This window comes from Klebsiella quasipneumoniae subsp. quasipneumoniae, assembly GCF_020525925.1.
Taxonomy (GTDB): domain Bacteria; phylum Pseudomonadota; class Gammaproteobacteria; order Enterobacterales; family Enterobacteriaceae; genus Klebsiella; species Klebsiella quasipneumoniae.
In genome coordinates, this window is the sequence record NZ_CP084876.1 from 4217563 (window position 1) to 4236766 (window position 19204).

Annotated in this window: 15 protein-coding genes, 1 tRNA gene and 1 pseudogene; 11 read left to right on the forward strand and 6 right to left on the reverse strand. The window is 52.3% G+C overall.

What is annotated here, in order from left to right:
* Positions 1-5: 5 nt before the first annotated feature.
* From LGM20_RS20360 to ecpR, 3 genes are all read right to left on the reverse strand, one after another.
* Positions 6-674: an EcpB family pilus assembly chaperone gene (locus LGM20_RS20360; protein ID WP_023288546.1), complete on the reverse strand. Its 669-nt coding sequence runs from the start codon at positions 672-674 to the stop codon at positions 6-8.
* A gap of 58 nt (positions 675-732) precedes the next feature.
* A complete protein-coding gene (gene ecpA, locus LGM20_RS20365) occupies positions 733-1320 on the reverse strand; it encodes a common pilus major fimbrillin subunit EcpA (protein ID WP_023288545.1) in 588 nt (195 codons plus the stop codon).
* Between the two features lie 73 nt (positions 1321-1393).
* A complete protein-coding gene (gene ecpR, locus LGM20_RS20370; protein ID WP_023288544.1) occupies positions 1394-1936 on the reverse strand; it encodes an ECP biosynthesis operon DNA-binding transcriptional regulator EcpR in 543 nt (180 codons plus the stop codon).
* A gap of 903 nt (positions 1937-2839) precedes the next feature.
* On the opposite strand from ecpR, the gene phnC reads away from it, so the two are divergent.
* The 4 genes from phnC (at position 2840) to phnE (LGM20_RS20390) (ending at position 6463) form a co-directional block, all read left to right on the forward strand.
* Positions 2840-3682 carry a phosphonate ABC transporter ATP-binding protein gene (gene phnC, locus LGM20_RS20375; RefSeq protein ID WP_044521194.1) on the forward strand — a complete coding sequence of 281 codons (843 nt, stop codon included), beginning with the start codon at positions 2840-2842 and terminating at the stop codon, positions 3680-3682.
* Positions 3683-3704: 22 nt separating this feature from the next.
* Positions 3705-4643 carry a phosphonate ABC transporter substrate-binding protein gene (gene phnD, locus LGM20_RS20380; protein ID WP_032428601.1) on the forward strand — a complete coding sequence of 313 codons (939 nt, stop codon included), beginning with the start codon at positions 3705-3707 and terminating at the stop codon, positions 4641-4643.
* A gap of 66 nt (positions 4644-4709) precedes the next feature.
* Positions 4710-5582 (forward strand): phosphonate ABC transporter, permease protein PhnE, encoded by an 873-nt coding sequence (gene phnE / locus LGM20_RS20385; protein WP_032453208.1) that lies wholly within the window; start codon positions 4710-4712, stop codon positions 5580-5582.
* A complete protein-coding gene (gene phnE / locus LGM20_RS20390; RefSeq protein WP_044521188.1) occupies positions 5579-6463 on the forward strand; it encodes a phosphonate ABC transporter, permease protein PhnE in 885 nt (294 codons plus the stop codon). The genes phnE (LGM20_RS20385) and phnE (LGM20_RS20390) overlap by 4 nt, the downstream gene beginning before the upstream one ends.
* Before the next feature lie 1215 nt (positions 6464-7678).
* Here the strand turns inward: phnE (LGM20_RS20390) and LGM20_RS20395 are convergent.
* Positions 7679-8344 carry an HAD family hydrolase gene (locus tag LGM20_RS20395; protein ID WP_023288539.1) on the reverse strand — a complete coding sequence of 222 codons (666 nt, stop codon included), beginning with the start codon at positions 8342-8344 and terminating at the stop codon, positions 7679-7681.
* A gap of 95 nt (positions 8345-8439) precedes the next feature.
* Complete coding sequence (locus tag LGM20_RS20400) at positions 8440-9309, reverse strand: DMT family transporter (protein ID WP_044521175.1); 870 nt, start codon at positions 9307-9309, stop codon at positions 8440-8442.
* A gap of 411 nt (positions 9310-9720) precedes the next feature.
* Here LGM20_RS20400 and LGM20_RS20405 point away from each other — a divergent pair, with 411 nt between their 5' ends.
* The gene (locus tag LGM20_RS20405) at positions 9721-10287 is read left to right on the forward strand and encodes a C40 family peptidase (RefSeq protein ID WP_044521172.1); all 567 of its coding nucleotides are present in this window, start codon (positions 9721-9723) and stop codon (positions 10285-10287) included.
* A 44-nt stretch (positions 10288-10331) separates the two neighbouring features.
* Here the strand turns inward: LGM20_RS20405 and phoE are convergent, their stop codons facing one another.
* A complete protein-coding gene (gene phoE / locus LGM20_RS20410) occupies positions 10332-11384 on the reverse strand; it encodes a phosphoporin PhoE (protein ID WP_023288537.1) in 1053 nt (350 codons plus the stop codon).
* Positions 11385-11673: 289 nt separating this feature from the next.
* Between phoE and proB the strand changes: the two genes are divergently transcribed.
* The 6 genes and pseudogenes from proB to drt3b all read left to right on the forward strand — a co-directional run bounded on the left by proB (position 11674) and on the right by drt3b (position 18786).
* Positions 11674-12777: a glutamate 5-kinase gene (gene proB / locus LGM20_RS20415; protein ID WP_008805306.1), complete on the forward strand. Its 1104-nt coding sequence runs from the start codon at positions 11674-11676 to the stop codon at positions 12775-12777.
* A 10-nt stretch (positions 12778-12787) separates the two neighbouring features.
* Positions 12788-14041, forward strand: a complete 1254-nt coding sequence (gene proA, locus LGM20_RS20420; protein ID WP_044521169.1) for a glutamate-5-semialdehyde dehydrogenase — start codon at positions 12788-12790, stop codon at positions 14039-14041.
* A 113-nt stretch (positions 14042-14154) separates the two neighbouring features.
* A tRNA-Thr gene (locus tag LGM20_RS20425) sits at positions 14155-14230 on the forward strand.
* A gap of 176 nt (positions 14231-14406) precedes the next feature.
* A pseudogene (locus LGM20_RS20430) lies at positions 14407-15555 on the forward strand (tyrosine-type recombinase/integrase).
* A 3-nt stretch (positions 15556-15558) separates the two neighbouring features.
* Positions 15559-16785, forward strand: coding sequence for an antiviral reverse transcriptase Drt3a (drt3a, locus tag LGM20_RS20435; RefSeq protein WP_044521167.1), 1227 nt, complete (start codon positions 15559-15561; stop codon positions 16783-16785).
* A complete protein-coding gene (gene drt3b, locus LGM20_RS20440) occupies positions 16786-18786 on the forward strand; it encodes an antiviral reverse transcriptase Drt3b (RefSeq protein WP_044521165.1) in 2001 nt (666 codons plus the stop codon). It begins immediately after the preceding gene.
* Positions 18787-19204: the final 418 nt, after the last annotated feature.

Consider the following 19204-nt stretch of genomic DNA (forward strand, 5'->3'; position numbering starts at 1 on the left):
GCTGTCTATTTCACGGGAACAAACTGCTCACCCTGCCAAAGCGCAACCCGTCCTTTTTTATCCGCCGTGTCCACGCGCGTAAAACGGCGTGATTTACCCGGCATCAGGTAGTAGTTCTCTTTACACTCCTTACCCTCGGCGGCCTTCAGGCAAGGGCCGTAGGCGAGGATCCGCAGCGTCGCGTTCCCGGTGTTGGTCAGGGAGCCGTTGGCGTACTGAAAGCGGTAGTTCACCTGCCGGGGCGCCACCACCAGGATGGTGCCGATGCGGGCGGAAGCGGTGGCCACCGCGCTGCGGGTGGCGTTATCGCGCTGGGCATCGCTGAGCGCCTGGTCGAACCAGACAATGCGGTAGTAGCGCTCTTTGTCATCCGCCGGGCCTTTGTAGAAGAAGCGGATCACATCGCTGGCCTGGGCGGGTAGCAGCAGGCTGGCGGGAGTGAGCAGCACCTCATCCGGTTTATCCATCGGGATAACCTGTCCGTCATCCAGCGGGGAAGAGAGCCGTTCGAGATGGATATTGATCAGCCGGCCGCTGTCGGTGCTGTTCTTGATCGTTTTGCTCAGCGTGCTGCTGCCGCTGTTCATAAAAGATGAGATATCGCCGACATCCAGCGCCTGCGCCGGCGATACTCCGGCAAGCAGCAGCCCGAGGGCCAGAAGGTGCTTTTTCATAACAATTCCGTCCGTGAAAAAAGCAGGGGGAGCCCCCCCTGCTGGTGCATCAGAAGGATCAGCTGGTCCAGGTAGCGTCGAACTGGACGCTAACGTCGCCGCTCCAGATCCCTTCCGGCAGGGTGCTGTAATCGGTCACGGCGGTGGTGCCGTCAGTGGTGCCGCTGATGATAGAGAAGGTGAAACCATCCTGCGCGGTGGTGCGGCCGCTGGCGTTGTAGCCATTAGCCAGCGCGCTGAGGTTGCCGCCCAGAATGTTGTTGGCGGTATCGATCATCACGGTATCACCGGTTTTTTCCACCGCTGCGCCGTTATAATCCACGCCCACGCTCAGCGTGGAGCCGGAGGTATCCAGCTGGGTTAAGGTGTTGGTGATAAGACGCGAGGTCAGCTTAAAGGCGGTCGCCGTTGCGTCACCCTCAATTGCCACGTCAAACAGACCTTTCTGTGAGTTAAAACCTTTCACGCCTTCGGCATACTGGAACGCCAGGCTGCCGAGCGGGGTGACGACCAGTTTGCTGGTGGTGTCTTTTTTGGCGGTCGCAGACCAGGTCGCTACAGCCTGAGCCGTTACGTCAGCAGCCTGCGCCACACCCATACCGGTAAACGCCGTTACCAGAGCTATTGCCAGAACCTTTTTTTTCATCGCTTTTTCTTCCTGAGTTGAATTAAGGACATGATGTCCCGGTGAACCATTCAAAAATTAACTTGCCTGGGTGTTACTGAACTAACTTATATATTTTGGAATACAGCTTGGCCTCAGCATTGCGCCGATGGGTATACACTGTCTTCACGCTACAATTTTCAATTCTGGCGATCGATTTCGGCTGCATGCCCTGGGCGGTCATGCGGATAATTTTCATTTCCCGGTCTGTAATTTTATCTTTCTTAATATCTTTACGGAGAAACCTGCCATTAATCACATAGGCCAGCTCTTTTCGAATATCGCGACTCAGACCAACATATACCACGCCGCGAATATCGCTATTGTAATACCAGTAATTCGCTAAGGCCTCTGACTTTCTGGCCGCAATTAATACGACCTGTTTCCCCTTTACCGCGGATAGCCATTCGCTGTCGCGCCTGATAAATTCGTTTAACGAAGCCGTATTGAGATTGATAAACACGAAATCTCTTCTGATTTTCTCTAGCGACAGATAAATTAATTCGTCGATATCTACAATCAGTTCGGATAATCCTTTATAGAAGTAGGAGTCATGGGCAGACCAAATATACTTATCGGAACAGCTTTTATATTCCATATAGTTTTTAACCTCATAGTCCTTGAAGTAATCATTTTTACAACTTCACTGCTTGCCAGGCCTATAAAGTTAACTGGCGTATTCCATTCCTTTAATAAATCGCCATTAAATAAGACACGCATTACCTATCAATATTGGATAAGCGGGGTTAAACTATAATTATTTTCTGCTTGGCGTTGAATTTAAGTTTTTTCCTATAGAGTGTCAACATGCGGAAAGGCAATGAATTTCGCGCCCAGGTCAATATTTACAAAAACTGAAAATATCGTTTTTTTGAGGAAAGAAAAAAGACATTTATTTTCATGAGGTTATTGACAATATTACCGTCGATTCTTAGCTGAATTTTATATTACCCAGGATCTTCACCCTATTATGTTAGGAATATTCTTAATGGAGGGCAGAATGAAGTTGTCGAATAAACCAAATTTATTAAAAAATAAAGAATATAAATCCAAAAAGAAGCAACAACCAGGATGATTCACCAACACATAAGACTCATGAATAGATTAACCTGCCGCACAAAATAGTTATGTATATGTTAATACCTGGGGAATGTTGAATGCTAAACAAAGGCAGACGCATTATCTATTCGATATAACAGTTCTCATCAGCAAGATTAAGCGAAGATTGACGAGCGTTCCGGCCGTCAAGGGGCGCCTGGCTCCGCGCCCCCGAAAGCATAGCCGCTTTTCGGCGCTTCGCCAGCGCGCCACGCGCGCTCGGGTGGACCGGGGGCCGAGGGTGCCGTGATCGGCAACATTGCCAGCGCGCCACGCGCGCGCGGGTGGACCGCTCACCGCCGCCCTTTCCCGCCTGTTCACGGTTTGTTCGCAATACCGTCATCGAAATTTCACATAAAGACCTATTAATAGTGGCCAGTTAATGACGAACCTGGACACTCTTATGAACAGCTCTCTTGCCGCGGTGGCCGAAACTGATTTCCAGCCGTTCACCGATCTCAATGCCGGCCGGCAGCGGAAGGTCTTAAGCGTGCGTAACCTGAGTAAAGCCTACGAGGCTCAGCACAAGGTGCTGGACAGCATCAGCTTTGATCTGCACGCCGGTGAAATGGTCGGGGTTATTGGCCGCTCCGGCGCCGGTAAATCGACGCTCCTGCATGTTCTCAATGGCACCCACAGCGCCAGCGGCGGCGAAATTCTTAGCTACCCGGAAGTCGGTACCCCGCACGATGTCTCCCGGCTGAAAGGCCGCGCGCTCAACGCCTGGCGCAGCCACTGCGGGATGATCTTCCAGGACTTCTGCCTGGTGCCGCGCCTCGACGTACTCACCAACGTTCTGCTGGGCCGCCTCAGCCAGACTTCAACCCTGAAATCGCTGTTTAAAATCTTTCCCGCAGCCGACCGGGCGCGCGCCATTGCGCTGCTTGAATGGATGAACATGCTGCCGCACGCGCTGCAGCGGGCGGAGAACCTCTCCGGCGGGCAGATGCAGCGGGTGGCGATCTGCCGGGCGCTGATGCAAAACCCCGGGATCTTGCTGGCCGACGAGCCTGTCGCCTCGCTGGATCCGAAAAACACCCAGCGCATCATGGATGTGCTGCGCGAGATTAGCGAGCAGGGCATCAGCGTGATGGTCAACCTGCATTCGGTGGAGCTGGTCAGGTCCTACTGCACCCGGGTTATCGGCGTCGCCAGCGGACAGCTTATTTTTGACGATCACCCCTCCCGGCTGACGCAGGATGTACTGCAGCAGCTGTACGGCGATGACGTTAGCCAATTGCATTAATTTCACTCACACGGGCAACATAATGAAAAAATATATGACTGGCGCAGTTCGTTTATCCGCAATGGTCGCGGGCATGATGATGGCATGGCAGGCAGCGGCGGCGCAGCCGAAAGAGCTGAATCTGGGCATTCTCGGCGGCCAGAACGCCACTCAGCAAATCGGCGATAACCAGTGCGTGAAGACCTTCCTCGATAAAGAGCTGAACGTGGATACCAAACTGCGTAACTCTTCCGACTATTCCGGGGTGATTCAGGGTCTGCTGGGAGGTAAAGTCGACGTGGTGCTGAGCATGTCCCCCTCCTCTTACGCCTCGGTTTATCTCAATAACCCGAAAGCTGTGGATATCGTCGGCATCGCCGTGGACGACAAAGATCAGTCTCGCGGCTATCACTCGGTGGTGATTGTCAAAGCCGACTCCCCATATAAAACGCTGGACGATTTAAAAGGCAAAGCCTTTGGCTTCGCCGACCCGGATTCCACTTCCGGGTATCTGATCCCTAACCATGCGTTTAAAGAAAAATTTGGCGGCAACGCCGACAACAAATACAACAACACCTTCTCCAGCGTCACCTTCTCCGGTGGCCACGAGCAGGACATCCTCGGCGTGCTGAATGGCCAGTTCGCCGGGGCGGTGACCTGGGCCTCGATGGTTGGCGATTACAACACCGGCTACACCACCGGCGCGTTCAACCGCCTGATTCGCATGGATCATCCGGATCTGATGAAGCAGATCCGCATTATCTGGCAATCGCCGCTGATCCCGAACGGCCCGATCCTGGTGAGCAATGCGCTGCCGGCGGACTTTAAGGCGAAGGTCGTGGCGGCGGTGAAAAAACTGGATACTGAGGATCACGCCTGCTTTATCAAAGCGATGGGCGGTACGCAGCACATCGGCCCGGGCAGCGTGGCTGATTTCCAGCAGATTATCGATATGAAACGCGAGCTGGTGAGCGCGCGTTAATCCTGCCTCAACGCCGCCGGCTTGCCCTGAGGTGAGCGGCGGCGCTACGTTGAAGATCCCCGACGCATGAAGACGACCCACATCGAATTTGAACGCTATTACCAGCAGATACGCTCGCGGCAAAAACGCGATGCCGTCTGCTGGTCCCTGCTGTTGCTGGCGCTCTATTTTGCCGCCGGCAGCGCCGCGGAATTTAATCTGCTGACTATCTGGCACTCGCTGCCCCACTTCCTGGACTATATGGCAGAGACTATTCCGCCCCTGAGCGCCGGCAACCTGTTCGCCGACGTGCAGACCAAAGGGTCGCTGGCCTGGTGGGGCTATCGCCTGCCGATCCAGCTGCCGCTGATCTGGGAAACCCTGCAGCTGGCGCTGGCCTCAACACTGGTGGCGGTCGCCATTGCCACGGTTTTCGCGTTTCTCGCCGCCAATAACGCCTGGTCCCCGGCGCCGGTGCGCTTTGCCATTCGCGTGCTGGTGGCGTTTTTGCGCACCATGCCCGAGTTGGCGTGGGCGGTGATCTTTGTGATGGCGTTCGGCATCGGCGCGATCCCGGGCTTTCTGGCGCTCATGCTGCATACCGTCGGCAGTCTGACCAAACTGTTCTACGAGGCGGTGGAAAGCGCGCAAAACAAACCGGTACGCGGCCTGGCGGCCTGCGGCGCATCGCCGCTGCAAAAAATTCGCTTCGCCCTGTGGCCGCAGGTGAAACCGCTGTTTCTCTCCTACGGCTTTATGCGGCTTGAAATCAACTTCCGCTCGTCGACCATTCTCGGGCTGGTGGGCGCGGGCGGCATCGGCCAGGAGCTGATGACCAACATCAAGCTCGACCGTTACGATCAGGTGAGCATCACCCTGCTGCTGATCATTCTGGTGGTGTCGGCGCTGGACATGCTGTCCGGTCGTTTGCGCCTGTGGGTACTGGAGGGTAAGAAATGAGCGTCTGGCACATGCAACCGGATATCGCCGCCAGCCGTCGGCAGCATAAACAGCTCTATCAGGTCCAGGGGCGCTACCTGCGCTACGTCGGGCTGGTGGCGCTGGCCTGCGTGCTCTATTACGTCTGGTTTTTTCTGCAGTTCGGCATCAGCGGCGAACAGCTGACCACCGGCCTGCAGCAGATTGGTCGCTATCTGGCGCGGATGTTCGTCTGGCACGACTTCTGGAACTGGCCGTTTGGCTATTACTTCACGCAAATCGGCATTACCCTGGCTATCGTCTTCGCCGGGACGCTCACCGCCACGGTGCTGGCGCTGCTGCTCTCCTTCTTCGCCGCCCGCAACATCATGCGCGGCGTGGTGCTGGGGACCCTCGCCCTGCTGATGCGCCGCCTGTTTGATGTGCTGCGCGGGATCGACATGGCTATCTGGGGGCTGATTTTCGTGCGCGCGGTAGGCCTCGGGCCGCTGGCCGGGGTGCTGGCGATCATCATGCAGGACACCGGTCTGCTGGGACGGCTGTACGCGGAAGGACACGAAGCCGTGGACCGCTCCCCCGGGCGCGGGCTGACCGCCGTGGGCGCGAACGGCCTGCAAAAGCATCGTTTTGGCATTTTTACCCAGTCGTTCCCGACCTTCCTCGCGCTGAGCCTGTACCAGATTGAATCCAACACCCGCTCCGCGGCGGTGCTGGGCTTCGTCGGCGCCGGCGGTATCGGGCTTATCTATGCCGAGAATATGCGCCTGTGGAACTGGGATGTGGTGATGTTTATCACGCTGCTGCTGGTGGCGGTGGTGATGCTCATGGACACCCTCTCCGCCTGGCTGCGCCGTCGCTATATCGGCGGCGCCGTAGTGCCGCTGTATCAGGAGGAACGCTAGCGCGCCTTTGTGCCGGGTGGCGGCTGCGCCTTACCCGGCCTACAAGTTCCTCTCACAGGCTCACACCCCGTAGGCCCGCGCAAGCGCAGCGCCGCCGGGCGAGACGCCAGGCGCGGTACCCTTGATTTCGCCGGGTGGCGGCTGCGCCTTACCCGGCCTACAGGGTTCGTGCGACCTGTCGTTGATTTACCCACTTGTGCGACTGAAACTGCCGGTGCTGACGGCCTCAAAATCGCTGAGACGTTCCCGGAAGGCCGGGGCAGCCCGCATGGATGCGGGCTGAGGGCCGTGTTTTGCATGGACGCTGCCTCGGCCCGACCCGAAGCCTGCAGGGATAAGTCGAAGGTACCGCGTAGCGGCGATTTTGCTGGCCGGAGCCCGGGGGTACAGGGGGCGGCGGCGACTGGCCGCCCCCTGTGCGCTCCCTGCGCCATAAGGGACATAACGCAGAAGACGAACCGGGAGCGCAAACTACGCTGAAGCCACAGATAACATAAACAACCACACGGCAGTGCTTCCCCTCTCCAGGAAGCAGTCCGGCTGGCGTTCAGGCCCGCGCAAGCGCAGCGCCGCCGGGCGAGACGTCAGGCGCGGTACCCGTGATGTTGCCGGGTGGCGGCTGCGCCTTACCCGGCCTGGAGGATCCTCTCACAGGCTCACACCCCGTAGGCCCACGCAAGCGCAGCGCCGCCGGGCGAGACGCCAGGCGCAGTACCCGTGATGTTGCCGGGTGGCGGCTGCGCCTTACCCGGCCTACAAGTTCCTCTCACAGGCCCACACCCCGTAGGCCCGCGCAAGCGCAGCGCCGCCGGGCAACGACCGCCGGCACGAAGCCGCCTTTATGCCGGATGGCGGCTCACGCCTTATCCGGCCTACAACGACTGAACCCGCAGAAACATTTATCCGCTCCGCTATTCCAGCCGCCAGCTCAGTCTGTAGGCCCGCGCAAGCGCAGCGCCGCCGGGCAACGACCGCCAGTACGAAGCCCCCTTTATGCCGGATAGCGGCTCACGCCTTGCCCGGCCGACAACGACTGAACCCGCAGAAGCATTTATCCGCTCCGCTATTCCAGCCGCCAGCTCAGTCTGTAGGCCCGCGCAAGCGCAGCGCCGCCGGGCAATGACCGCCGGCACGAAGCCGCCTTTATGCCGGATGGCGGCTCACGCCTTGCCCGGCCGACAACGACTGAACCCGCAGAAGCATTTATCCGTTCCGCTATTCCAGCCGCCAGCTCAGCACCGGCCAGCCATATCCGGCACCGGCCGCCTGCAGCTGCGGACAGGGATTGACCAGCCGCACGCGATCCGCATGCAGGCACAGCGGCAGATCGTTAATGGAATCGGTGTAAAAAGTCACCTCGCCGTCATACTGCGGATGCGCCTCGCGCCACTGCGCCAGACGCGCCACCTTTCCCTGCTGATAGCTGGGGATCCCGGCAATCTCCCCGCTGTAGCCGCCGTCGACCATCGCCACGTCAATGCCCAGCGCCTGCTCAATCTCCAGCGCGGCGGCCACCGCCTGCACCAGCAGGCTAACCGAGGCGGAGATAATCAGCATCTGCTCCCCCTCGGCCCGCAGACGACGAATCAGTTCCCACGCCTGGGGATAGACCCGGGGCAGGATCGCCTCGCGCACGCAGCGGGCCACCAGCGCGTCTACGTCCGATTTCGGTATTCCGGCCAGCGGCGCCTGGATCAGGGCCACATAATCGGCGATATTCATCTCTCCCCGGTCATAATCCGCCATCAGCCGCGCCTCGCGGGCAAGATACCCCTTCTGCGTCGCCAGCCCTTCGCGAACCATAAACTGGCTCCAGATCGTACTGCTATCGCCCTGTATCAGGGTGTTATCGAGATCGAAAATCGTCAGCGTGTTGCCCATGGTACCTTCCCTTACTGGTCAAAATAAGCTGCCGGGAGCATGCGTAAAAAAGATGACAGGAAAATGAACCGGACGCCACCGCGCCCGGCTCGCCGTCAGCCGGCGCGGACCTTGCCGGTGCGGAACACCAGCACGATCCCGCCGACGATCGCCACCATACCGACCATCGCCGCCGCCGGCAGCCGATTGCCCAGCAGCAGATAATCCAGCAGCGCCGTGATCGCTGGCACCAGATAAAAGAGGCTGGTGACATTGACGATATTCCCCGCGCTCAGCAGACGGTACAGCAGCAGCTGGGCGACCACCGAAATCAGCAGCCCGAGAAACAGCACCGGAATAATCAACCCGACGTTAACGGTAAACCGGAAGCCGCTGACCGGGGCGATCAACAGGCACAGCCCCAGACTAACGGCATACTGAAGCGGCAGGACATCCGCCGGCGACTGGCGGCTGCGCTTTTGCCACAGCGCGCCAAAGGTCATCAGCAGCAGAGCCGCCAGCGCAAATAGGATCCCTGTCATCGCCATCGGCGACGCCGCCAGGCTGCGCCACACCAGCAACACCAGCCCCGCCAGGGCAATCAGCAGCCCCAGCAGCCGCCGCCCCTGCAGGCGGCGCTCCACCACGCAAAGCGTGAGGATGGGCTGGATCCCCATGATGGTGGCGATAAGCCCCGGCGTCACGCCGTTGGCCATCGCCTCGAAGTAACAGACCGAATAGCCGCCAATCAGCATCAGGCCGGTGGCCGCTGTCTGCAGGCGAGTGCCCGGCGCGGGCAGCCAGCGCCGACGGACGATGGCCAGCGGCGCCAGCGCGACCAGGGCAATCAGAAAACGAAAGACCAGCAGCGCCATCGGCGAGGCGTTGTCCAGTCCCCAGCGGGTAAAAATGGCCGCGCTGCCCCACAGCAGCACAAAGGTGGCCGTTGTCGCCTGCGAGGCGAGCAGAGAATAGCGAACGTGCATAGCATGCTCCCGAACGTCAAACACAAGGTATCAAGCGTCATACCGGCAGGTAAGCGCCTGGAAAGACGGCGTTAAGCGCCGAAAACAACCCGGTCTGGAGGGGGAGGCGGTGGGCAGAGCGTGGCGAAGCAATAATGAGGCGCAGACGTCATCCACCCCGCGTCGAAAGCGGCGCCGGGTAAAGTCTCGGTGGCGATGGCGTTATGCGTCATGGAATGTCTCGTGAGATGTTGATGACAGAATCCTGGCACAGGCTGTTGCGAAGTGACAACTGCCCTTTATGGCTGATCCATCCCATCGTTGTTTATTTTTAATCGTAAATAAACGTAAAGGCGGCATCAGCTTATTTAGCCGTTCTTTTTAATCGGCTATAAAACAAAGCAGTCTGCTTGCTACTTCGAAAATAACGATATGAAGCCAAAACTGAAGCATGCTCTCTTGTTAATTCCTTTTTTGTTGTTGGCAGGATGCTCCTCCTCACCGAAACAGGCAAAACACACAAAATCTCATGCGGATATGACCATTGACGGCGGATCGGACGATCTGATCCCGGTGGTGGCGGCCCTGCATGACCAGATGCACACCTGGCAGGGAACCCCCTATGAATGGGGCGGGACTGAACAAAGCGGCGTCGACTGCTCGGGTTTCGTCTGGCGCACGCTGAAGGATCGCTTTAACCTGCCGATGGAGCGGATCACCACCCGCGAGCTGCTGCACATGGGCGTGCGGGTCAATAAGCGCGATTTACGTCCCGGCGATCTGGTTTTCTTCCGCACCCGGGCCGGCATGCACGTTGGCTTTTACGATACCGATCATAATTTCCTTCACGCTTCGAGCAGCCAGGGCGTGATGCGCTCTTCGCTGGACAACCCTTACTGGGAGTCGGCGTTCTATCAGGCGCGTCGTCTGCCGAAGGAGTATAACGCGCAGATCACCATGAACAGCGACACCCTGCATCTGGCGAAGAACCGCCGCTAAAAAAAAGCCGCAGCCAGGGCTGCGGCGGATAGTTCTGAAGTAGATCAGAACTGGTAGGTCATGCCCAGCGCGACGATGTCGTCATCGTTGATGCCGAGTTTGTTATCGCTTTTCAGCTGGTTGATTTTGTAATCCACGAAGGCGTTCATGTTTTTGTTGAAGTAGTAGGTCAGGCCCACGTCAATGTAGTTAACCAGATCTTCACTCCCCACCCCTTCGATATCCTTCCCTTTCGACAGCACATAGCCGAGGGACGGACGCAGACCGAAGTCGAACTGGTACTGCGCCACCGCTTCAAAGTTCTGCGCCTTGTTGGCAAAGCCGCCGCTGATCGGGGTCATCTTACGGGTTTCAGAGTACATGGTCGCCAGGTAGATATTGTTGGCGTCATATTTCAGGCCGGTCGCCCAGGCTTCCGCTTTCGAACCCTGGCCGCGGGCCAGCAGGTTCTGATCGTTGGTACGGTCGGAGCTGGTGTAGGCCGCGCTGACGGCGAAGTCGCTGCCGCCGAAGTCATAGCTTAACGAGGTGCCGACGCCGTCGCCGTTCTGTTTCTTCGCTTCACGGCCTTCGTTTTTACCCTGGTACTGCAGGGTCATATCCAGACCATCCACCAGACCGAAGAAGTCGGTGTTGCGGTAGGTCGCCAGGCCGCTGGCGCGCTTGGTCATAAAGTTATCGGTCTGAGCAGAGGAATCGCCGCCGAATTCCGGGAACATATCGGTCCAGGCTTCCACGTCGTACAGGGCGCCAAGGTTACGGCCGTAGTCGAAGGAGCCGTAGTTCTTCAGCTTCAGCCCGGCGAACGCCAGACGAGTCTTCTGGCTGGAGTCGCTCTCGGTTTTGTTACCGGAGAATTCAGATTCCCAACGGCCATAGCCGGTCAGGTCTTCGTTAATCTGCGTTTCGCCTTTAATACCGAAACGCACGTAGGTCTGATCGCCATCCTTGCTGTCATAGTCGCTGAAGTAATGCATGGCTTTAATCTTGCCGTACACATCCAGCTTGTTCGCGTTCTTATTATAAACTTCCGCTGCCTGCGTCGCCGTTGAAGCCACAAAGCCCATCATCATTAATGCCAGAGTACTCTTTTTCATTATTCAGTCCTGGTGATTTATTTATACGCGCTATTCAATTGCGGGCGCTCGCCCATCAAAAACAGGAGGTTTTTTAACGCCGGGAGATTAAATATTTATGACAAGGTGGAACTTTTTATAAAAAAGCGTATTTAAATGTATCTGACATATTTTTGTCATACTCCCTCTCCAGAATGCCCGATCCCGCGCAATAAAATGGCGCGCCCGCCGCCCCGGGTGTTGGCAAGCGGGCCGACTCCTGCTACAACATCAGCTCGATATCGATATTCCTTTTGAACGGCAGAGAATCATGAGTGAAAGCCAGACGCTGGTGGTAAAACTGGGCACCAGTGTTTTAACAGGCGGGTCCCGTCGCCTGAACCGCGCCCATATCGTCGAGCTCGTGCGCCAGTGCGCACAGCTGCACGCCATGGGACACCGTATTGTCATCGTGACCTCCGGGGCCATTGCCGCCGGGCGCGAGCACCTTGGTTACCCGGAACTGCCCGCCACCATCGCCTCCAAGCAGCTGCTGGCGGCGGTGGGACAAAGCCGTCTGATCCAGCTGTGGGAACAGCTGTTTTCTATCTATGGCATTCACGTTGGCCAGATGCTGCTGACCCGCGCCGACATGGAAGACAGAGAACGGTTCCTCAACGCCCGCGACACCCTGCGCGCCCTGCTGGATAACAGCATCGTCCCGGTCATTAACGAAAATGACGCCGTCGCCACCGCGGAAATCAAAGTGGGCGATAACGACAATCTCTCCGCGCTGGCCGCGATCCTCGCCGGGGCGGATAAGCTGCTGCTGTTAACCGACCAGCCTGGCCTGTTCACCGCCGACCCGCGCAGCAACCCGCAGGCGGAGCTGATTAAAGACGTCTACGGCATCGACGACGCGCTGCGCGCCATCGCCGGCGACAGCGTCTCCGGTCTCGGCACCGGCGGCATGGGCACCAAGCTGCAGGCCGCGGACGTCGCCTGCCGCGCGGGGATTGATACTATTATCGCCGCCGGCAACCGCCCGGACGTCATCGGCCACGCGATGGAAGGCCTGCCGGTAGGCACCTGCTTCCACGCTCAGGAGTCTCCGCTGGAGAACCGTAAGCGCTGGATCTTCGGCGCCCCGCCGGCCGGTGAGCTGACCGTCGATGCGGGCGCGACCCAGGCGATCCTCGAACGAGGCAGCTCGCTGCTGCCAAAAGGCATCAAAATCGTCAGCGGCAACTTCTCCCGCGGCGAAGTGATCCGCATCCGCAATAGCGAAGGACGCGATATCGCGCACGGCGTCAGCCGCTACAACAGCGACGCGCTGCGCCTTATCGCCGGCCAGCACTCGCAGCAAATCGATGCCATTCTGGGCTATGAATACGGCCCGGTGGCCGTCCACCGCGATGATATGATCATCCGTTAAGGAGCTGAAAATGCTGGAACAAATGGGCATTGCCGCCAAAGCGGCCTCCTGGCAGCTGGCGTTACTCTCCAGCCGGGAAAAGAACCAGGTACTGGAAAAGATCGCCGATTATCTGGAAGCGCAGACCGACGATATTCTGCGCGCCAACGCGGAAGATTTAGCGGAAGCTCGCGCCAATGGTCTGAGTGAAGCGATGCTCGATCGCCTTGCGCTGACCCCGGCGCGTCTGAGCGGCATCGCCTGCGATGTGCGCCAGGTGTGCAATCTGGCCGACCCGGTCGGCCAGGTGATCGACGGCGGGCTGCTGGACAGCGGTCTGCGTATTGAACGTCGCCGCGTCCCGCTGGGGGTGATTGGCGTGATTTATGAAGCGCGTCCCAACGTGACGGTCGACGTCGCCTCCCTGTGCCTGAAAACCGGCAACGCAGCGATCCTGCGCGGCGGGAAAGAGACCTGGCGCACCAACGCCGCCACGGTGAAGGTGATCCAGCAGGCGCTGCAGGAGTGCAGTCTGCCGGCCGCCGCGGTACAGGCTATCGAGAGCCCGGATCGCGCGCTGGTGGGGGAAATGCTGAAGATGGATAAATACATCGATATGCTGATCCCCCGCGGCGGCGCGGGCCTGCACAAGCTGTGCCGCGAGCAGTCAACGATCCCGGTGATCACCGGCGGGATTGGCGTGTGCCATATCTTCGTTGATGAAACCGCCGAGATCGCCCCTGCGCTGAAGGTCATCGTCAACGCCAAGACCCAGCGGCCGAGCACCTGCAATACCGTGGAAACGCTGCTGGTACACCGCAACATCGCCGACACCTTCCTGCCGGCGTTAAGCAAGCAGATGGCCGAGAGCGGCGTCACCCTGCACGCCGCCCCCTCCGCCCTGCCCGCGCTGCAAAACGGCCCAGCGAAGGTCGAGCCGGTGAAAGCGGAGCAGTATGACGACGAGTATCTGTCGCTGGATCTGAACGTCAAAGTCGTGGCCGATATGGATGAGGCTATCGCCCATATCCGCGAGCATGGCACCCAGCACTCCGACGCCATCCTGACCCGCACCCTGCGTAACGCCAACCGCTTTATCAATGAAGTGGACTCTTCCGCGGTCTACGTGAACGCCTCCACGCGCTTCACCGACGGCGGCCAGTTCGGCCTCGGCGCGGAAGTGGCGGTCAGCACCCAGAAACTGCACGCCCGCGGCCCGATGGGGCTGGAAGCGTTAACCACCTATAAGTGGATTGGTTTCGGCGACGATACCATTCGTGCGTAAATGATAACGGGCGATGCAAAAATAGGCAGTTGATTCCACTGGCTATTGACGCATCGCCCGCTAAGTTCTAACCTTTTGCCTCGTGATTCACGCTCGTGAACACCTCTTGCAGGGCCGATATAGCTCAGTTGGTAGAGCAGCGCATTCGTAATGCGAAGGTCGTAGGTTCGACTCCTATTATCGGCACCATTTCAACTTCCCCAAATGTCCGTATTTATCCATAACTACCCTGATTTGTAACGATTTTACTGCTTTTTAGTCCATCATTGCCCATAATTTTTAGTAAATCATATACTTAATGTACTTAGGATTGCGTATATGTCCTTGTTCGGTCCTGGATTCCTATACACACGCCTTTCAATGATATGCAGATTCGCTGCACTAAGCCCGAAGATAAACCCTATACGTTTGGGGATCGGCAAGGCTTGTCATTGTTTATAGAACCTAATGGAAGCAAAAGCTGGCTGTTCCTCTATCGCTATGTCGGTAAGCCCAAAATGATCTCGCCTGGTGTGTATCCGACGATCAACCTTGCCGATGCTCGCCCTCATCACGACGATACCCGAAAGCTGGTCGCGGAAGGAAAGAACCCGAATGAGGTTCGAAAAGAGCAGAAGGTCGCTTTGCAAACGGAATCCGGAAGTGCGTTCGAAAAGATAGCTAGAGAGTGGCATCACATGAAGACCGCCAAATGGTCGGCAGGATATGTGTCAGATGTCATAGAAGCGTTTAAAAACAACATTTTCCCTTATGTTGGAACAAGGAAAGTGGGAAAGATAAAACCGCTGGAGCTGCTTAACGTACTGCGTAAAATTGAAAACGCGGGGCGTTGGAGAAAATGCGGAAAGTGCATCAGCGTTGCTCCGAAGTGTTTCTCTACGCAATTGTAAAGGGTAGAGCGGAGTACAATCCTGCGGCAGATCTTTCCAGCGCTCTCGAAGTACACCAATCCAATCATTTTCCGTTCCCAAAAGCAGATGAGCTACCAGATTTTCTAAGTGGCTTAGACAGTTACACTGCGAGTCACTTGTCCAGATTGCTACGAATTACTCATGATTACGGGTGTGAGAACCATCTAATTGCGTGCGGCATTATGGCAAGAATTTGATCTGGATTACGCAATTTGGGAAATTCCTACTGAAAGGATGAAAATGCGCAGGTCACATCTTGTGCCATTGTCGACTCAGGCGTTAGATTTACTCAATGAACTGAAGATCATGACTGGGAACTATCGTCATGTTTTTCCGGGGCGGAACGATCCGAACAAGCCGATGAGTGAGGCTAGAATCAACCAGTTGATCAAGCGTAATGGATATGGAGGAAAAGTGACTGGGCGTGGATTTAGACAAACGATGTCAACGATTTTTGATGAATATGGATTTGAGTCGACATGGATTGAAATGCAATTTGCTTACAGCGATAACAATAAAATTCGAGGTGATTATAATCATGCTAATTACTATTCAAATCGCAAAGAAATGTTAAATTGGCACTCAGAAAAGATATTAGGATGAATAATGCTGGATCAAACATTCTCGCCAAGAAATCTTTTGAGACTTTTGTATAAAGAAGATCCTAAAAAATTCCTAAGAAATATTAGCAGGGAAGATTATGAAAGTGAAATGATAAAATTATCACAAATCATAAATGACGATAAATTTAATTTTGGCAGATTTTCCTTTGCAAAAATAAATAATAAAAAGGTTATAATTCCTAATGAATTCAAAGATATACTAGCCCTAAGGAAAGCAAATGATAATCTCAAGAGAATCTATGGCGTCAGACAATCAGATAGAAATGATATTGTAAGACATGTCATTTGCATGCTTGAAGAACCTGTCCCCTTTTTTGTATATAAGTTAGATATTAAAGATTTTTACGAAAGTATTAATAAAAATAAAATTTTGGACAAAATAGTAAAATCCTCAATTGTTTCCTATAAAACGAAAAGGTTGATAAAGCGTTTTTTTGAATTATCTCACCTGTCTACTGAATCAGGTGTTCCAAGAGGAATCGGTTTAAGTGCCACCATGGCTGAGCTTTACCTTGAAGATTTTGATGATAAGGTTAAACGTACTAAAAGTGTTTTCTACTATGCACGCTATGTAGATGATATTATTATTTTTACGTGTGAAAAAATAAATGACTTTCAAAATTTCTTTAAGGGATTCTTGCCGGATAATCTAGACTTTAACATTTCAAAATGCAGAGAAATAGATATCCATAATAATGAAAAAGGGATGGTGACTAATGAGTTCAATTATTTAGGTTATTGTTTTTGCGTTAGAAGCGGGAAGATAAAAGCTTCTGATAAGCGAGATGTTAAAGTTACAATTTCAAAAAAGAAAATACTTAAATTAAAAAGAAAAATTGTTCTTTCTTTAAAAGATTATTGTAATACGAATAATTTCTCTCTTTTGGAGAAAAGAATAAAGTTTCTTACTTCTAATGTTATACTTGAAAAAGCTAAAAAAGTTTCTGATGAAGAAAGTTCGCCACTATATAGCGGTGTGTATTATAACTACTTGCATATCAGATCGTATGATCAACTTAAAACGCTAGATTCATTTAAAAATAAAATGTTATTTTCACGCCGTGGTAGCTTAGGGAGTCAATTAATAAACAAGGGAGATAGAGACTTGTTAAGATCATTAAAAAAATATTCTTTTTTGAGTGGTTTTAATAATAGAAGAAAAGTAAGCTTTACTTTTAAAGAGATAAATGACATAAGGAGATGCTGGTAAATGAAAATAAAAATAAAAAAAGGTGATTATAATAGGGTCCTATTAACCGACGTATTACCTTATGAAGTACCTATCCTTTTTTCTAATGAAGATTTTTATCATATTATAAGCAGGGATGATTTACCATGCGAATTCAAGGATTTATTCTCATTTGAAAATTTTAAAACTACTGTTCCGTACACATACAAAATAAAAAAAGGCCAAGCAAGCTTCCGTAGCCTGGCAATTATACATCCGGCACATCAACTTAAAATATGTAATTTTTATAAGCAATATGAACACCTTATAATTCATTTATGTTCCAGGAGTGATATTTCTCTAAGATATCCCAATAAGATCGGAACCTACTATTATGAAAAAGACTTCTTAAAGGACAGGGTTAGATTAAAAGATGGAGGGATTGATTTAGTGGCTGACGGCTTCGATTTGCAAAGTCAGACTGCTTCATCATATTTCTCTTATAAGAAATATCCTTTTCTTTATAAATTCTATGAATCTTTTGAATTTCACCGTCTTGAAAGGAAGTACGAGTACATGGTGAAGCTTGATATATCTAAATGTTTTTCACACATTTACACTCATAGTTTAGCTTGGGCGGTTAAAAATAAAAAATATGCAAAAGAGAATACGGACAGTACTCATTTTGAGGGGGCTCTTGATAAACTTTTCAGAGATTTTAATCATGGGGAGACAAATGGAATATTGATCGGCCCTGAAGTCTCAAGAATCTATGCGGAAATCATTCTGCAAAGAATAGATTTAAACATCATTGAGAAGTTGAGAAAGTTGTTTAATCTTAATTTCAATGACGATTATGTAATTAAAAGATATGTTGATGACTATTTTATCTTTGTTTCTGATGAGATGCATTTCTCAAAGATTGAAATGGTTCTATCTTCTGAACTAGAACATTATAAGCTTTATTTGAATGAATCAAAAAAAGAAACAACTGTAAGACCATTTATTACAGGGTTAACGATAGCAAAATATGAATTAAAGCAAGTCATTGACGACGTATATAGTGATATTGTAGATATCGAATCAATGTATGAAATTAATAGATTAATCTCTATAAAAAACATGGCAGATGACTTAGAAAAAATAGATAGCGTTTTTTTGTTAGATAAAAGAAAGAAAAAATTCAGCCGTGCTGGCGAAATTATAAAATCTTTAAAAGTTGTTATTAAAAGAAATGAAATAACTTTTGACCAAGTTTCGAGTTATCTATTAATGGCATTGAAGAAAAAATTATTTTCATTATTAAAAATACTATCCCTCTATACTTATGATGAAAAAAGGTATTTAAAACTAATGAGGTTCATATCTGTACAATTAGAAGTTATTTTTTTTGTTTACTCCATGGATAATAGAGTTAGGCCAACATATGTAGCTTGTCAAATAATATTAGAAGTGAATGCATTTGCTGAGCGATTCGATGATGATATCAAAGAGGTATTAAAGAAAAATCTTTTGGATGAAGTTGCATTGTCTTTGAAGAATGTTCTTAGTTATTCAGGTGGTGGATATGTTGAGTTTTCTAATATTCTTATCGCTTTAAAGGAATTGGGCGGTGAATATTATTTCGATCAAAGTTATTTCATTGACTTCATTGACTCTAAAATGAATGATTCTGAGGGATTAAGTTATTTTGTGATTTGCAGTATTTTGTACTATATTCATGGACGGAATGATTGCGCAGAGATTATTGAAAGAATCGAGAATATAATACTTGATAAGTTTATAGATAATTCAAGCAATAAAAACGATTGCGAAATGGCATTGTTAATATCCGATGTGTTATCTTGTCCTGCTCTTGATGATAAATATAAAATTAAAGCCTATAGAGCTTTTTATCCTTCAGGGAAAAAAGCGAAGCCAACAACTGAAATACAGCAGACTATCAATTTCTTCAGAGGTAAGGTGGTGTTTTTTAACTGGCTAGGAAATAAAAACCTCGAGCAAATTCTTTACAGAAAAGAGTTGCGAACCCCCTATGAATAGTTGTAGTATTTTGAAGCTTTAACTGCGAAGTTGATTTTTGAAACTCTCAAAAATTAATGAATCACAATGCTTTCAGCATTGGCTTTTGAAACAAACGAGGACAAACGTTCGCGATAAGTTTGGTCTCTGCTGCTAATCAGACACACTATACGTTGAAGCTAAGGTGGGCCGCTAAGCGGCCCTTTCCTTATTGTCCCTTAATGATGCCACAGTTCGTGAATTAAACATTGTTTTTATGCTGCAATTTCTATTAGCACATTCTCTTATCGCCTAGACCTCATGATGAAACACATCATCTCACCAAAGCCGAGGTAAACATGGACCTCCAACGTAAGCAAAAAACCACAGACATCTAACGAAGATGTGAAACTCATTTTAACCCATTAACGCGCGCTCGTAGCCACGCCTGCCCGCTTTA

Excerpts from the sequence above, each read along its gene's own strand:
- LGM20_RS20395 (WP_023288539.1), bottom strand. The coding sequence starts at position 8,344 with ATGGGCAACACGCTGACGATTTTCGATCTCGATAACACCCTGATACAG.
- phnE (WP_032453208.1), top strand. The coding sequence starts at position 4,710 with ATGAAGACGACCCACATCGAATTTGAACGCTATTACCAGCAGATACGC.
- drt3b (WP_044521165.1), top strand. The coding sequence starts at position 16,786 with ATGAAAATAAAAATAAAAAAAGGTGATTATAATAGGGTCCTATTAACC.
- LGM20_RS20405 (WP_044521172.1), top strand. The coding sequence starts at position 9,721 with ATGAAGCCAAAACTGAAGCATGCTCTCTTGTTAATTCCTTTTTTGTTG.
- phnE (WP_044521188.1), top strand. The coding sequence starts at position 5,579 with ATGAGCGTCTGGCACATGCAACCGGATATCGCCGCCAGCCGTCGGCAG.
- proB (WP_008805306.1), top strand. The coding sequence starts at position 11,674 with ATGAGTGAAAGCCAGACGCTGGTGGTAAAACTGGGCACCAGTGTTTTA.
- LGM20_RS20360 (WP_023288546.1), bottom strand. The coding sequence starts at position 674 with ATGAAAAAGCACCTTCTGGCCCTCGGGCTGCTGCTTGCCGGAGTATCG.
- ecpR (WP_023288544.1), bottom strand. The coding sequence starts at position 1,936 with ATGGAATATAAAAGCTGTTCCGATAAGTATATTTGGTCTGCCCATGAC.
- drt3a (WP_044521167.1), top strand. The coding sequence starts at position 15,559 with ATGCTGGATCAAACATTCTCGCCAAGAAATCTTTTGAGACTTTTGTAT.
- phoE (WP_023288537.1), bottom strand. The coding sequence starts at position 11,384 with ATGAAAAAGAGTACTCTGGCATTAATGATGATGGGCTTTGTGGCTTCA.
- phnD (WP_032428601.1), top strand. The coding sequence starts at position 3,705 with ATGAAAAAATATATGACTGGCGCAGTTCGTTTATCCGCAATGGTCGCG.
- proA (WP_044521169.1), top strand. The coding sequence starts at position 12,788 with ATGCTGGAACAAATGGGCATTGCCGCCAAAGCGGCCTCCTGGCAGCTG.
- phnC (WP_044521194.1), top strand. The coding sequence starts at position 2,840 with ATGAACAGCTCTCTTGCCGCGGTGGCCGAAACTGATTTCCAGCCGTTC.
- ecpA (WP_023288545.1), bottom strand. The coding sequence starts at position 1,320 with ATGAAAAAAAAGGTTCTGGCAATAGCTCTGGTAACGGCGTTTACCGGT.
- LGM20_RS20400 (WP_044521175.1), bottom strand. The coding sequence starts at position 9,309 with ATGCACGTTCGCTATTCTCTGCTCGCCTCGCAGGCGACAACGGCCACC.